This window comes from Ruegeria sp. I1, from assembly GCF_056532675.1.
Window position 1 is genome coordinate 173103 of the sequence record NZ_JBQFNM010000006.1, and the last position, 15573, is coordinate 188675.

Sequence of the window (15573 nt, forward strand, 5' to 3'; positions counted from 1 at the left end):
TTTGCCCGCCGTGAAACAGATCACATTTGCCCAAAGATTGGCCTTTGACCTGCTTGGAAATAATCAGATCAGTTGCAGATGATGTTATGCGGAAGTGGCTGAAAGGCTCTGACGCAGAAAGCCCAAGGCAATATCGGTTGCGTCATCCGGGCTGAGGTTTCCGCCCTTGAACGACAATCGAATGTAGAGCCCATCAATCAACGATGCCAGCGCCACCGCAACCTCTTCAGCCCGCGTGCCGATAAGTGGTTTCAGATTGCTTTTTAGATTGGATTGCAGCCTGTGATAGTAGATATGCAACAGGCGTTCAGTGTCTTTGGAATATTGCGCCTGCACATAGAAACTCAGCCAGGCATTGGTGATCCCCGGACGGAAGTTCTGGCTGGAAAAACACGATATAACAATGGCTTCCAGGCGCTGTTCAGGCGACTGTGATCGCGCTAACCCTTTGCGTACATCGGCCCCAAAGATCGTCAGAATACGCCGCATGGCCGAGATCAAGATCTGTTCCTTGCTGCCAAAATAATGATGCGCCAACCCGCTGGACACTCCGGCAACATCCGCGATCTTTGCAACCGTAATGTCGGTTGATCCGGTCCGACCAATCTCGGCAATGGCGGCTTCGATGATCTCGTTTTTGCGTATGTCTTTGATTTTTGTTCTTGGCATATCCAGCGCCTAGTTCATCATAGAAACAGGGTCAAATAAATTGATTATTGACTAATGAATCAATTTTTTGATTATACGTCAACAAATATACAAGAAACCAACGGGAGAACATGATGTCTTTTAAAGTGACTGCAACGGCGCTGGCGGCGCTTCTGAGCGCAAACGCAGCTTATGCCGCCTGCGACAAGGTTACATTTTCGGATGTGGGATGGACAGACATCACCGCGACCACAGCGACGACCACAACCATTCTTGAAGCGCTGGGCTATGAAACGGATGTCAAAGTCCTGTCCGTGCCGGTGACTTACAAATCGCTCGAACTTGGGGATGTGGATGTCTTCCTGGGCAATTGGATGCCCACGATGGAAGCCGACATCGCCCCCTACCGCGAAGCGGGCACCGTCGACACGGTTCGCGCCAACCTGAAGGGCACTCAGTACACGCTGGCCACCAACGCGGCGGGCCGTGATCTGGGCATTGCCACTTTTGCCGATATCGCCACCCACGCAGATGCTCTGGATGGTACAATTTACGGGATCGAACCGGGCAATGACGGTAACCGCATTGTTCTGGACCTGATTGCCGAAGATAAGTTTGGCTTGTCCGCGATGAACCTGGTCGAAAGCTCGGAACAGGGCATGCTGGCGCAAGCATCGCGCATCGACGGCCGCGGCAAACCCGTGGTGTTCCTGGGCTGGGCACCACACCCGATGAACTCGAATATGGAGCTAACCTACCTAACGGGGGGTGAGGAATGGTTCGGCGCCGAGGGCGACGTCTATACCAACACCCGCAGTGGCTATGTCACCGAATGCCCCAACGTTGGCGCGTTACTGACCAATCTTGAGTTCACGCTGCCGATGGAAAACGAAATCATGGCTGCCATTCTGGAAGATGGTCAGGATCCAGCAGATGCGGCCAAGGCTTGGCTCGCAGGCAATATGGACACTGTCGAGGTTTGGCTGGACGGGGTCACAACGCTGGATGGCGGTGACGCGAATGCCGCTGTCAAAAGCGCTCTGGGTCTCTGATCTCAGCTAAAAACCAACTCTGTCTCCGGCCCTTATTTCTCCGTGGGGGTCGGAGATTTTTTGTGATGCGAAAGGGAAACCATGGATTGGCTAGAGGGTTCGAAAATCCCGGTCGGGAAGTTTCTCGAACAGATTTTCCTATGGGTGCAGAACAAGGGTGCATTCTTCTTTGATGCCCTGGCAACAGGCCTCGAGGCGCTGATTGACGGTATTTTGTGGGTTCTTCAAACCCCCAACCCGCTGATTACGGTGCTTGCATTTACCGCAATATCCTATCTTTTGCAGCGCAATTGGAAGACCAGTTTGTTGGTGTTTCTGTCCTTCCTGTTTGTGATCAACCAAGGCTATTGGGAAGAAACCACCGAAAGCCTGACGCTGGTTTTGTCGGCCTGTGTGGTTTGTATGTCAATCGGCGTGCCAATTGGCATTGCTGCAGCCCATCGTCCGCGATTTTTCAGCTTTTTGCGACCGGTGCTGGACCTGATGCAGACCTTACCAACCTTTGTCTATCTGATCCCGGCAATCGTCTTCTTTGGCATCGGAATGGTGCCCGGACTGATAGCGACGGTTATCTTCGTTCTGCCCGCCCCGATCCGCCTGACCCATTTGGGCGTGTCTTCGACGCCCGAGTCTCTGCTCGAGGCTGTGGATGCCTTTGGCGCGACCCCGTTTCAGAAGCTGGTCAAAGTTGAAATCCCGTGGGCCTTTCCGCAGATCATGGCTGGTTTGAACCAGACCATTATGCTGTCGCTGTCGATGGTGGTGATCGCGGCTCTGGTCGGGGCCAGCGGTCTGGGTGTTCCGGTTGTGCGTGCCCTGAACCAGGTCAACACGGCGCTTGGGTTCGAAAGCGGCTTGGTCATCGTGGTCATCGCCATCGCGCTTGACCGCATGCTGAGAATGGAGCGCTGACCATGACAACCGCAGTCAAGTTCGACAATGTTTCGATTGTGTTTGGGGACAACCCAAAGCGCGCCCTGCCCGAGATGGATCAGGGAAAGGATCGCGCTGAAATCCGCGATCTGACCGGTCAGGTTCTGGGGGTCCATGATTGCTCGCTGACGGTGGATGAGGGCGAAATCCTAGTCTTAATGGGCCTGTCCGGATCCGGTAAATCAACCCTGCTGCGCAGTGTGAATGGCCTGAACCCCGTGGTGCGCGGCGATGTGCAATTGCGCCATCAAGGATCACTGGTCAACGTAAACCGCGCAGATGCGTCCACCCTGCGCTCCATCCGCCAAAGCAGCGTTGCGATGGTGTTTCAGCAATTCGGCCTGCTGCCCTGGCGCAGCGTCCGTGAAAATGTTGGCCTTGGGCTGGAACTGAGCGGCACGCCGCAAAAAGAAACCATGGAGCGCGTGGACCGACAACTGGAGCTTGTTGGTCTGTCCGAATGGGCCGATCTGAAGGTTTCAGAACTGTCAGGCGGCATGCAGCAACGCGTTGGGCTGGCGCGTGCCTTTGTCACCGAGGCGCCGATCCTGTTGATGGACGAGCCGTTTTCGGCCTTGGACCCGCTAATCCGCAACCATCTGCAAAATGAGTTGCTGGAGCTTCAGCGCAAACTCAAACGCACGATCGTTTTTGTCAGCCACGATCTGGATGAAGCCTTCAAGCTGGGCGACAAAATCGCCATCCTCGAAGGCGGGCGCATCGTGCAAAGCGGGACACCAAAGGAAATCTATACGGACCCCGCGAACGAGTATGTGACGGAATTTGTCAATCACATGAATCCTCTGGGCGTACTGACTGCCGAAGATGTCATGGGGCCACCCGGTCAGGCGGAAGGGCGCGAGATTCCGGCAGAAATGGCCGTCAAAGACGTCATGTCAATTCTGCCCGATGACGGAACGCCTTTGATCGTCATGCGCGACGGATCGCGCCTGGGCGAGATTTCGAACACCTCACTGGTCAAAAACCTGTCCGAGCGGTGCTGAGCATTAGCCCCGGTGACATAACGGAATATCAAGATGGACTTTCAACCAAAGGCCAGCCATTTCGTGAATGGCGCCTATATCGAGGATGCAAACGGAACCCCGATTTCCTGTGTCTTCCCGGCAAATGGCGAAGAGATCGCCCGCCTGCATTCAGCCACAGCCGAGATTGTTGAACTTGCCGTCAAAACGGCGCGCGCAGCGCAAATCCAGTGGGCCAAACAAACCGGAACCGAGCGGGGCCGGGTTCTGCGACGCGCCGCAGATCTGATCCGCGCGCGCAATCATGATCTGTCCTGGTTGGAGACCCATGACACGGGCAAACCGCTGCAGGAGACAATCTGCGCCGATGCAACCTCGGGCGCGGATGCACTGGAGTATTTCGGCGGGCTTGCCGCTAGCCTGACCGGCGAACATATCCCGCTGGGTGAAGATTGGGCCTATACAAAACGCGTCCCTCTGGGCGTGTGTGCCGGTATCGGGGCGTGGAACTACCCCACTCAGATCGCGTGCTGGAAAGGGGCTCCTGCCTTGGCCTGCGGAAACGCGATGGTTTTTAAGCCGTCCGAATTCACGCCACTGAGCGCCTTGAAAATTGCCGAGATTCTGATCGAGGCCGGTGCACCGGCAGGGTTGTTCAATGTCATACAGGGTTATGGAGATGTCGGCGCGGCGCTGACCCAGCATCCTGATATCGACAAGGTCTCGCTGACCGGGTCGGCTGCGACCGGGGCCAAGGTCTATGCCTCTGCGGCAGCGGGCATGAAACATGTGACGATGGAACTGGGAGGAAAATCTCCTCTGATCGTCTTCGACGACGCGTCGCTTGAAGACGCGGTTGGCGGCGCGCTGCTGGGCAACTTCTATTCGACCGGCCAGGTCTGTTCGAATGGAACACGTGTCTTTGTACAATCCGGGATCAAGGACCGTTTTTTGGAGTGCCTGATCGAGCGGACATCTAAGATCATCATCGGCGATCCCAGGGACGAAGAAACCCAGATGGGTCCAATGGTATCGGCCCGCCAGCTTGAGATCGTCGAAGGCTACATCGCCAAAGGCAAAGCAGAAGGCGCAACCCTCGCCTATGGCGGCGCGCAGATCGACAGAGATGGGTTCTTTATTGAACCGGTCATCTTCTCGGATGTGCACGATGACATGACTATCGCGCGTGAAGAGATTTTCGGCCCGGTCATGTCGATACTTGAGTTCGAAACCGAAGACGAGGTGATCACCCGTGCTAACGACACCGAATTGGGGCTGGCAGCGGGCGTTTTCACCTCGGACCTGACGCGCGCGCATCGGGTGATTGACCGCTTGGATGCGGGCACCTGTTTCATCAACTCCTACAACGACGCACCGGTCGAAATCCCTTTTGGCGGCATGAAGAAATCGGGCGTTGGGCGCGAGAACTCGAAGGCTGCAATCGAGCATTACAGCCAGCTCAAGACGGTTTTCGTGCGCATGACACCGGTTGAGGCTCCGTACTGATCATGACCAAGCTGAATGCAGATTACATCATCATCGGCGCAGGCTCTGCCGGGTGTGCGATGGCCTATCGGCTGTCAGAAAATGGCAAACATTCGGTTCTGGTGATCGAATTTGGCGGCTCGGATGTGGGGCCGTTTATTCAAATGCCCGCGGCGCTGTCCTACCCGATGAACATGCCCCTATACGATTGGGGGTTCCAAAGCGAACCGGAACCACAGTTAAACAACCGACGTTTGGCGACGCCACGCGGCAAGGTTGTCGGCGGATCATCGTCGATCAACGGGATGGTCTATGTCCGTGGTCATGCGCTGGACTATGACCATTGGCAGGATGCCGGCGCTGATGGCTGGGCCTACAAGAACGTGCTTCCCTATTTCAAGCGGATGGAAACCTGGAACAGCGCCGGGCACGGGGGCGACCCGATGTGGCGAGGGACGGACGGGCCGCTTCATGTAACGCGCGGCCCGCGAAAAAACCCATTGTTTCACGCCTTTGTCGAGGCTGGTCATCAGGCCGGATACGAGTTAACCGAGGACTATAATGGCGAAAAGCAAGAGGGCTTCGGCCCGATGGAACAGACCGTCTACAAAGGTAGGCGTTGGTCTGCCGCAAATGCCTATCTGAGACCGGCTCTGAAGCGCGAAAACTGCCGCCTTGTCCGCGCCTTTGCCAAACGGATCGTGATCGAAAACGGCCGCGCGACTGGTGTCGAAGTGGTCGACGGATCAAAGACCGAGGTTCTGCATGCAAACCGAGAGGTGATTGTTGCGGCCTCGTCCATCAACTCTCCGAAACTGCTGATGCTGTCCGGCATTGGGCCAGCCGCGCATCTGAAACAGCATGGGATCGAGGTCGTCGCCGACCGACCCGGGGTTGGGCAGAACCTGCAGGATCATCTCGAACTCTATATCCAGATGGCCAGCAAGCAGCCGATCACACTGTACAAACACTGGAACCTGTTCTCCAAGGCAGTGATCGGGGCGCAATGGCTGTTTTTCAAAAAGGGTCTTGGGGCGTCGAACCAGTTTGAATCGGCCGCGTTTTTGCGGTCTGACCCGTCAAAAACCTACCCGGATGTGCAGTATCACTTCTTGCCCATGGCAGTACGGTATGACGGTAAAGCCGCTGCCGAAGGTCATGGGTTTCAGGCCCATGTCGGCCCCATGCGGTCGCCGTCGCGCGGGTCGATTCAGCTGCAATCGGCGGACCCGTTGGCTGCGCCAGAAATCCGGTTCAACTACATGAGCACCGAACAAGACTGGATCGATTTCCGCAGGTGCATCCGCATGACACGCGAGATTTTCGCGCAGGACGCGTTCAAACCCTATGTGAAATCTGAAATCCAGCCCGGTTCGGCGCTGCAATCCGATGACGATCTGGACGGTTTCATCCGCGAACATGCCGAGAGCGCCTATCACCCCTGCGGGACCTGCAAAATGGGCCGAGCCGACGACAAAACAGCCGTAGTTGACCCGGAATGCCGCGTGATCGGAGTGGACGGGCTGCGCGTTGCTGACAGTTCGATCTTCCCGCGCATTACCAACGGGAACCTGAATGCGCCATCGATCATGGTGGGGGAAAAAGCGTCTGACCATATCCTGGGTCAGACGCCCCTGCCGCCCTCAAATGCTAAGCCATGGTTGCACACGAGTTGAAAGTCAGAATGCGCGCCGGCATCGGTACGCATAGAATTGATTGGTAGAAGCAAGGTTACTACTGGATCAGGATAGACGCGCAAGAAAGGCATCCGCAGTCGCAACGTATCGATCTCTTCTCTCTGGCTTCATTCGGGCCGCAGTTCGGCACATCATAGCCCAGCGTGGATTTCGCCCGAGATTGTCCTGATGCTTGATTATGAACCGCCAATACAAGGCATCCCAGACCTCTGACCAAGGCCCTTTGGCCCAATGGCTCATTTTGCGGATGTAGTTTGAGCCACAGAAATAAGGTTTGGTCGTGATAAGCCCGCCATCTGCGTGCTGGCTCATGGCATACGTATTTGGGACCATGACCCAATCGTAGCTGTCCACGAACATCTCCATGAACCAGCGGTACACGTCGTCTGGATCAATTTCACACAGAAACATAAACCCACCCAAAACCATCAGCCGTTCAATGTGATGGCAATATCCGGTGTGAAGAACCCTCGTGATGGTATCGTCGATTGGGCCTATCCCTGTTGTGCCATCATAAAACGCTGTCGGCATCCTTCGGCTGTGTCCCCAATGGTTGGTCGTCCGCATACGTACGCCAAGGTCTTCATAAGTGGCACGCATAAACTCTCGCCAACCAATGATCTGACGGACAAAACCTTCTATGGAATTGAGCGGAACGTCTCGGAATTGCGCATAATCAACAGTTGCGTCGATTACTTGTTTTGGGGTTAACAACCCGATGTTTAGCGCGGGCGTCAGGACCGCGTGCCAGAGCCAGCTTTCGCCTTCGACAATTGCATCTTCATAGTCGCCGAACCGATCAAAACGGCGCTCGAGAAATTGGTTCAACCAAATCTCGGCGGCCATATGAGATGTCGGGTAATACAGCCTGTCCAGTGAACCATAAGCGTTTGGAAAATCTGCGTTTATACTATCCCTTGCAGCGTGATCCAGCGCGCCATGTTCCGGCCAGTCGATCCCAGGTAAACAGCCCAGAAGGGCTTTGGGAACTTTCTTGCGGTTGTCGTGGTCAAAGCTCCATTGTCCACCGATTGGTTCATCGCCATCCATCAAAACACCCAGTCGGCGCCGCTGATGCTTATAGAAGTCGGCCATGAACCAGCGTTTGTGACCACTTCGCCAAATTTCATTGTCTGCCTTAGTATTCAGAAAACCGGGAGATGGACGAATTTCAAGCGCGATACCCGCATGAAGCGCGGCCTTTTGCAGGCGCTTCTCTGCAATGAAATCTACCGGGTCAGCCATCACAACCGAACTGACACCGTCCTGTGACAGCCCCTGGAACAAGAGACCGCACGCATCTGTTCGCATTTCGTAAGAAAAGACTTCAGCATTCAGGCCTTTATCCAGCAGGTTGCGATGATACCGGGACATGCTTGCACGGTGCAACCAAAGCTTTTGCTTGTGCATCTTTGCCGGGTACTGCGCGTCGCCAAAGAACAGAGGATCCTCAAACAAGATAACACGCGCCGAAGCGTCGACCAAACCTGGATGGTCGGCATAAAGCTGATTGGGAAGAATGAGTGTCGCCGCGGTCAATCCATATCTCCAAGCTAGAAAGTCATTGGTCCTAGCTGGCGCACATCTACACAGGCGCAGAAAGGTGTGTCAGTTCGCCAATGCCGTCGATAGGGCAAGAACCGAATCTTCGTAGCTGTTTACGAAATCTGCACCCTCCGGCCTATGGACAAGAGGTGGGAAGACCACATTCTGCATCCCCAGCTCTTCCACAGCTCGCAACGCTGCCATTGGTGGATCTGCTTCCCAGATCAATACCTCTGCACTTGTCTGTTGTTTGAGATCAAGCAATTCGGCCAATTGCTCCGAATTTGGAGCGGCCCCAGCCTCCCACTCAAGCGATGCGATTTCCAGACCGTAGCGGCGGCTGAAATACTGATACCTTGGATGCGTCGCGATCAGAGTGACATCTGTGCCGCCCGCAAGCAGCGATTGGGCCCTTTGATCCAACGCCAGCAACTCAGCGCGGAGCGTATCGAGCTTAGCTGCAATTTCATCGGGCGGGGCAAGCGCACGCTGAGTTGCGGCCTTCGCAATTGCCTCCGCCTGCTTAATCGCCAAAGTTGGGTCAAGCCAGATGTAGGATGCTAATCCCTCATGCGAGTGTTCTCCACCCTCACCATGGCTGTGGGTGATACTTTCGGTAGCGATGTATCGGTCCTCAAGCGCGGCAGAGGTGTTGACCAACCGGGATCGCGGCAGAGACACGCGATCAATCCAAGTGGCAAAGGCGGCACCGTTCAGCAGGATCAGGTCTGCCGATTGGATCATGCTGATATCAGCGATAGAGGGCCGCCAAAACGAAGGATCGACATCCGCGGGTACGGGAAACACCACATCTGCGGCATCCCCTAAAAGGCGTTCGGCGAAATACTGCAACGGGTAGTTAACTGCTACAATTTTTGACCGTTCTTGTGCGGTCGCAAACGTGGCCACGAGCAGACCCAGAACCATCAGCGCACCACACGTGAGCATCCTTTTCATGATCAACTCCCGCATTTCCGCGCGATATCTTCGGGCGTGACAATCCAGTAGTTATCGTGGTCTCCGGTATCAACCTCAATCACCAGACCGGTTGAATGATCAACACTGCTGAGGGGGATTTGCGCCATGCCATCACTGTCAACCGAGAGGGTTTGCAGCAAAGCATTCTGCCCATCCAGTACGCGCACCTCACCTTTTTGGGCGGGTTTGCCGTTCGAAAACTTCGCTTCAACCGTCACCATTTTGCAATCGACCGAGGCGAAAACGACAAGTTTGTGTGCAGCCGCAGCCAAGGGGGCAGCGGCGCATAGGGCGGCTAAACCAAGTGTTCGGATCACTGACCTGTCCATTCCTCGAAATGCACCCACAGAACTGCGCCCAGTTCGACAGCCTTGTCTTCACCATCCTGAGGCAAGGTATAGTCCGCCGTATTGAGCGCAGCAAAACCCCACCAACCGTCGGATGGCGCCGCATAGGTAAAGACACCATCTGCGTCTGCCTTAACTGTCTGCGTGATCATCAACTCATCCGGCGCGGTTGCACCGGCGCCATTGTTGAAGAACTCTACCTCAACTTCGGCATAAGGTACGGGCGTGCCATCCATCTTGACGATACCCTGAAAGACATTGCGCTCCCACAGACCAAACGGTTTAGACAGGGGCACAATCTCGGTCTTGAGACCAAGCTCGGCATCCCAACCCTCATCATCTCCGTAAGCCGTTACATAGGTTTTGGTGTAGTGAATAATGAAAGCATCTTCAGCGGGTTCCCAGTAAGGTTTGGGCTCCATCGCAAAGATGTAAGTGCCCGGGCGTTCAAGCGGAAAATCGAGCGTATATCCCTGTTCATCCATAACAGTGGCACCCTCAAGGCTGCTCAGGATGTCTGTTGTTTGCCCTTCATGTGTGACGGTAAAGGCTGCAGGTTTTTCCAGTGTCATCCCGTCCAGTTCAAACGGATGTGAGAAGGACATGGTCAAGGATAAGCTGCGGCCATCTTCCTGACTGATCATCGGATCATTCGGGATGATCATTCCGTAGTGGGCAAGCGCAGGTGTGACAGAAACGCTGCCTGCCAATGCCGCCAGAAGAATATGCTGTTTCATAGTCTTTCCTTTCTGATCATGTGCCGAGCGAGAGCAGCCATCCCACCCAAGTCTCAGCATGTCGTGACACCAATGCAGCACCAAAGGCTGCGATACACCCTGAAATGAACAGCAGAGTGACTGTTTCGGCTGCCAGCAGACGCAAAACCATGCCCTGCCTGGCCCCCAACTTGACGGCTGTCGCAATCTCTTTTGCGCGCAGCCGATAGCTAAGGAAAACGGCAAGCCCAACGGCGGCAACAGCCGCCACCGCGATGATCGCCGTCACCACGTCCAATAGTGATTTGATCCGAAATATCCGATCGACCAGCCCTTGTATGACCTGCGCCGGTTCAAACAGTTGGCTGGGATTTTCGCTGTCCAGATACCGCCCTTTCAAGATCGTGGCCGATCGCCGGTCATTCGGGATCAAGATCACAGCAGTGGCCGGAAACCCAGCCTGTGCCCCATGAAAATGAAAGCTATCGATATTGTCCGGCGTTATACGCTGATATTGCACCACAGCTGCATTCGCCAGTGCATCAGTCCTAGCTGCAATATCCGCGGCGGTCACCACATCCTCGTGGCCATGCCCAATCCCTTGGATCACCCAAGCGGTTTTGATATCAACAAAAATCGCTTGATCGTCTGGCGTGTTGGTCGGAGCCAACACCCCGACAATTGGCATCTCTAGAGGGTAAACGCCATCAAGGTCGAACAGATTTTCGGGTGCGGAGACCAAAGTATCCCCTACGTCCTTGCTCAACTCCTGGGCAACTTTGGCCCCAATCACTGCTTCGCCCAGAAAGGACAGGCCCCGCCCGTTTGCAAGCGCCAGATCCCTAAACTCAAAATAGTCGAGCGTCGTGCCGATTATCCGGAAACCGCCAGACGAAAACGCAGTATGGACCGGGATGGGAAGAGCCAAATTGCTGTCCCAGATCACATCCACCTCTCGCATTGCGATGGGATCAGGGCGTTCATCTGAGAAATACAGGGCAGCCATTGTCAGATCCAACCGCGATCCACGATTTCCCAACAGCAGTGGCGTCGCCTCACCCCGCGCGACCAAGGATGTCTGACTTGTGGAAAGCAAGATCTGTGTGGCAACCGGCACAAACAGGATCAGCGCCGTCGCAATCACCAACACAAGACTGCGCGCCCAATGATAACGCAGATAGGAAAAGGCGAGGTAAAGCGCATTCATAGCTCGGCCGCCTCGCGATATTGCGCAAAGTCGATAACTCGCTCAAAACGCGGCAAAAGTTCGTGATCATGGGTCACGGCCAGAACCGTCGCCCCCGCGCTTGCGGCTTGCTCGAACAGCAAATCCAGGATGCGTCCTTTGCTTTCCGGATCCAGATTGCCGGTCGCCTCGTCAGACAGGATAAGCTTGGGTTGGGTCACCAAAGCACGGCAGATGGCGACGCGTTGCTGTTCCCCCTGGCTAAGGGCCTCGGGATGCCTGTCCAGCTTATCACCAATACCACAGGCCTCCGCCAAAGCCTCTGCCCGGCTCCACACCGCGGAATCCAGTTTGAGCGCTGGTGTAATGCGATAAGGATACAGGATGTTTTGCCGTGCACTCAGGTAATCCAGCAGAGCAAAATCCTGAAAAACGAAACCGATATGGCTGGCGCGAAACCGACGACGCGCCGCATTTGGCAATCCCGAGACATTTGTTCCGGCCACCTCGATACACCCTGTTTCAGGTGTCAGAATACCCGCGATCAGGTTCAGCAGGGTTGTCTTTCCACTGCCGCTTGGCCCAACGATGGCCAGACGTTCGCCCTCCCTCAGGGATAGCTGCGGCACCCGCAAGCGAAACGCGCCGGAACTGTAACTAAAACTAAGGTCTTCGACGCGGATCATTGATTTTCTTCCGAAACCTGAAAAACCTCACCTGCACTGTCGCGGCTGACCTCAAGCAAGTCGAAATCTGTAATCCGCCATGCACCCTCAATCGGAGAGATCGACAAGGCGGCATAATAGGTATTACCTCGTACATGAAGGTGTTCAGCGTGACCGACCGTCCCAATAACCTGCCATGTTGCATCGACCTCAAGCGTCTCATCGCTTTGCGTCACGAGGCTGTCCAATAGGCTGATTTCGTGGATGGTCTGATCCGCTTGATCCAGCCCATTCCCTTCCATCGCACCAACCCGTTCGAGGTAAAGATACTCCAGCGCGTCGCCATGCGTGACCTTTGCCAACTGGTCATAAATGGTATCTTCTTGGGTCTGCGCGAAGGCCTCGTAGATCACGATCAATAACGCCGGAATCAACTCATCTGATAGCTCATAGGCGACCGGAACCGTCATTCCGGGCATGTTTGGTACCGAATAAGCCCCGGGTGGCAATGCATCTGCCGATCTTTCGGACGATAGAAAAATAAAGCCAGCAATTCCGCCAACGCCCAATGCAAAAACTATGGCTAACAGAACGTTCTGACCCATGTATCCAAATCCCAGCTTAAACCAACTACGTTCCAGAACGTCGATTGGATCAATAATAAAAGCCCTGACCCGTATCGGGTATTGCACTGCTTGGCCTTCTTATCGACCGCCCCGCCCAGCGGCCATCGAAGCGGCGCGCATCTAAGGCTGAGACCAGTCATTGGCAAAGCTAGGGCTGCGGTCAAGCAGTTCTGATCAGCGAGCTTCGCCGCTGATCGACGATTTCATGACTCGTTAGGCTTCGATCCTTAGCTACGACGTGTACCGGGTTTCAAAGAGCGAGTGTTTTGACGCGGTAGCGCAGTTGGAATTTCTGGATTTTGCCGGTTGAGGTCTTAGGAAGCGTCTCGAAAACAACCGCTTTTGGGGCTTTGAACCCGGCCAGATGATCGCGACAGAAAGCGATGATATCCTCAGCGGTTACCTCGGCCCCGTCGCGTAATTCGATAAAGGCACAGGGGACCTCGCCCCATTTCTCATGCGGCATTGCGACCACGGCGGCGGCCTGAATCGCGTCATGGCGATACAGCACCGCTTCGACCTCGACGGATGAGATGTTTTCGCCGCCCGAGATGATCACGTCCTTCAGGCGGTCGCGGATCTGAATGTATCCATTCTCATGCATCACAGCTCCGTCGCCGGACCAGAACCAGCCGTCCTCGAAGGCGTTCGAGGTCGCCTCGGCGTCTTTGTAATACCCGGCCATGACCGTGTTGCCCCGAATGGCGATCTCACCTTGTGTGGCACCATCGCGCTGTACCGGTGCGCCGCTGTCGCGGTCGATCACCGTGACCTCTTCGACCATCGGGAAGGCGATGCCCTGTTGTGCCTGCAATTCAGCCTGTTCCGCTGGGCTGAGATCGTTCCACTCTTCCTGCCAGAGGCATTGTGAGATGTGGCCGTAAGTCTCGGTCAGACCATAGACCTGCATGACGTCAAACCCCATCGCGCGGGTCTTTTCCAAAACCGAAGGAGGCGGAGGCGCGCCGGCGGTCAACACGCGGATTGCGGGATCAAAGGGGCCAGCGTCGCTTTCGGCCTCTGCCAGCATTTGCAGCACGATAGGGGCGGCACCGAAATGGGTCACGCCATGGGTGCGGATCGCCTCCAGAATAGGGTCTGCGGCGGGGATGCGTGTAAAGACAACCGTCCCACCAAGCATCGCCATCAACCAGGGATGGCCCCAGCCGTTGCAGTGGAACATCGGCACAACGGACAGGTAGACCGGATAGGGCGGTATCTGCCATGCGGTGCCAGTACCCAGCGCCATCAGGTAAGCGCCACGGTGATGATAGACGACACCCTTGGGGCGGCCCGAGGTGCCCGAGGTGTAGTTCAATGCAATCGCGTCCCACTCATCATCGGGCAGATTGACCGGCAAGGGTGGGGCCGTGGTCAGTGCCTCATAGGTCTGGCCGCCGAGGGTTTGACCAGTGGCGGCAGGATCGGCGATTTCGACCACAGGTATTGTGCGACCCAGCAGATCAAATGCTTTGGACAAAAGCGGCACCAGTTCCCGGTCCACGATCACCAGCTTGGTATCCGCATGTTCCAGAATATAGGCGATGGTTTCCGGCTCGAGCCGGGTGTTGAGCGTATTCAGCACCCCTCCGGACAGGGGAAGGGCAAAATGCAGCTCAAACAGTTCCGGGATGTTTGGACTGAGAACCGAGACCGTGTCACCCTTCTGCACGCCAAGTGCGACCAACCCACTGGCCACCGCGCGAATGCGGGCGGCGGTTTCCGCCCAGCTTCGTCGGATATCACCATAGATAACAGCGGTGCGCGCGCCGTGCAGGGATTCGGCGCGGCGCAGGAAGGACAAAGGGGACAAAGGCACATGGTTGGCCCGTGTCTTCTGAAGAGCTTCGAAATGGTGACGCATCCGGGTCCCGCCTGTCTTAGCTGTTGGGCCGCACGCGGGCGGCGGTCTTGTTGGCAAAGGCTTCCAACCGTTCGCGCGCGGCGGGCTGGGTGTTGACCACACCGCCGACCACGGCTTCGGCATAAGCAGCATCCATGCCGGACATGTTGTTCAAATGGCTGATCGCCGAACAGATCGCAAAATTGGTCAAAGGCAGGTTCTGCGCGATCTGTTCCGCCAGTTCCATTGCCTTGGCCATGCTGCCGCCGTCTTCAGTGATGTATTGCGCCAGTCCCAGATCGACGGCCTCTTGCCCCTGATAGACGCGGCCGGTCAGGATCATGTCGATCATGCGGTATTTGCCGATCATGTCCGAGACACGGATGGTTGCGCCTCCGCCCGTGAAAATCCCGCGCTGTCCCTCGGGCAAGGCGAAATAGGTGCCGGGATCGATGACGCGGATATGGGCGGCGCTGGCAAGCTCCAGCCCGCCGCCAACCACCGCGCCTTTCAGGGCGGCGATGATCGGCACACCACCATATTCCATCTTGTTGAACGCCTCATGCCAGCGCAGGCAGACATGCATGAAGTCATCGGGGCTGCGGTCGGCTTTCCAGTGTTCCACCAGATCCAGACCTGCGCAGAAGTGGTCGCCTTCGCCGGCCAGCACAACAGCCCTAACGCCGGCCATGCGTGCGCCGCTGAAAAAGCGGATCAGTTCTTCGATCGTGGCCACGTCCAATGCATTGCGCTTGGTCGGGCGGTTCAGGGTCACGACATAGAGGCCATTGTCACGCTCGGAAATCGCGAGGTTCTCATAAGTGGCGGGGTTCACGACATCATTCATATTGCGGATCCTTTTAAAGGCG

15 protein-coding genes are annotated in these 15573 nt (G+C 55.9%); 5 read left to right on the top strand and 10 right to left on the bottom strand.

The genetic code is table 11. The annotated features are described in order from the left end of the window. Positions 1-84: 84 nt before the first annotated feature. Positions 85-669 carry a choline-binding transcriptional repressor BetI gene (gene betI / locus ACR0DH_RS13105; protein WP_480549698.1) on the bottom strand — a complete coding sequence of 195 codons (585 nt, stop codon included), beginning with the start codon at positions 667-669 and terminating at the stop codon, positions 85-87. Between the two features lie 113 nt (positions 670-782). On the opposite strand from betI, the gene choX reads away from it, so the two are divergent. From choX to betA, 5 genes are all read left to right on the top strand, one after another. Next, on the top strand, positions 783-1700 hold the full coding sequence (gene choX, locus ACR0DH_RS13110; protein WP_170535326.1) for a choline ABC transporter substrate-binding protein: 918 nt from the start codon (positions 783-785) through the stop codon (positions 1698-1700). Between the two features lie 81 nt (positions 1701-1781). After that, positions 1782-2612: a choline ABC transporter permease subunit gene (gene choW / locus ACR0DH_RS13115; RefSeq protein ID WP_170535328.1), complete on the top strand. Its 831-nt coding sequence runs from the start codon at positions 1782-1784 to the stop codon at positions 2610-2612. Positions 2613-2614: 2 nt separating this feature from the next. Further along, positions 2615-3637, top strand: a complete 1023-nt coding sequence (choV, locus tag ACR0DH_RS13120) for a choline ABC transporter ATP-binding protein (RefSeq protein WP_480549701.1) — start codon at positions 2615-2617, stop codon at positions 3635-3637. 33 nt (positions 3638-3670) lie between these two features. Next, on the top strand, positions 3671-5122 hold the full coding sequence (betB, locus tag ACR0DH_RS13125) for a betaine-aldehyde dehydrogenase (RefSeq protein WP_480549703.1): 1452 nt from the start codon (positions 3671-3673) through the stop codon (positions 5120-5122). Between the two features lie 11 nt (positions 5123-5133). After that, positions 5134-6777 (top strand): choline dehydrogenase, encoded by a 1644-nt coding sequence (gene betA, locus ACR0DH_RS13130; protein ID WP_480549900.1) that lies wholly within the window; start codon positions 5134-5136, stop codon positions 6775-6777. Positions 6778-6843: 66 nt separating this feature from the next. Here betA and ACR0DH_RS13135 read toward each other — a convergent pair whose 3' ends face one another. From ACR0DH_RS13135 to dmdD, 9 genes are all read right to left on the bottom strand, one after another. Further along, positions 6844-8337, bottom strand: coding sequence for a cryptochrome/photolyase family protein (locus ACR0DH_RS13135; RefSeq protein ID WP_480549705.1), 1494 nt, complete (start codon positions 8335-8337; stop codon positions 6844-6846). Between the two features lie 69 nt (positions 8338-8406). Then, positions 8407-9300, bottom strand: a complete 894-nt coding sequence (locus ACR0DH_RS13140; RefSeq protein WP_480549707.1) for a metal ABC transporter substrate-binding protein — start codon at positions 9298-9300, stop codon at positions 8407-8409. 2 nt (positions 9301-9302) lie between these two features. Then, positions 9303-9638 (bottom strand): hypothetical protein, encoded by a 336-nt coding sequence (locus ACR0DH_RS13145; RefSeq protein WP_480549709.1) that lies wholly within the window; start codon positions 9636-9638, stop codon positions 9303-9305. Then, positions 9635-10405 (bottom strand): DUF4198 domain-containing protein, encoded by a 771-nt coding sequence (locus ACR0DH_RS13150; RefSeq protein ID WP_480549711.1) that lies wholly within the window; start codon positions 10403-10405, stop codon positions 9635-9637. The genes ACR0DH_RS13145 and ACR0DH_RS13150 overlap by 4 nt, the downstream gene beginning before the upstream one ends. A 16-nt stretch (positions 10406-10421) precedes the next feature. Beyond that, positions 10422-11591: an ABC transporter permease gene (locus ACR0DH_RS13155; RefSeq protein ID WP_480549713.1), complete on the bottom strand. Its 1170-nt coding sequence runs from the start codon at positions 11589-11591 to the stop codon at positions 10422-10424. Beyond that, positions 11588-12256, bottom strand: a complete 669-nt coding sequence (locus ACR0DH_RS13160; protein ID WP_480549715.1) for an ABC transporter ATP-binding protein — start codon at positions 12254-12256, stop codon at positions 11588-11590. Before ACR0DH_RS13160 ends, ACR0DH_RS13155 begins: the two co-directional genes overlap by 4 nt. Continuing rightward, the gene (locus tag ACR0DH_RS13165) at positions 12253-12927 is read right to left on the bottom strand and encodes a hypothetical protein (protein WP_480852364.1); all 675 of its coding nucleotides are present in this window, start codon (positions 12925-12927) and stop codon (positions 12253-12255) included. The genes ACR0DH_RS13160 and ACR0DH_RS13165 overlap by 4 nt, the downstream gene beginning before the upstream one ends. A gap of 184 nt (positions 12928-13111) precedes the next feature. Further along, on the bottom strand, positions 13112-14725 hold the full coding sequence (locus ACR0DH_RS13170; protein ID WP_480549719.1) for an AMP-binding protein: 1614 nt from the start codon (positions 14723-14725) through the stop codon (positions 13112-13114). A 16-nt stretch (positions 14726-14741) separates the two neighbouring features. After that, on the bottom strand, positions 14742-15551 hold the full coding sequence (gene dmdD / locus ACR0DH_RS13175; protein WP_480549721.1) for a methylthioacryloyl-CoA hydratase: 810 nt from the start codon (positions 15549-15551) through the stop codon (positions 14742-14744). Between the last annotated feature and the right edge of the window lie 22 nt (positions 15552-15573).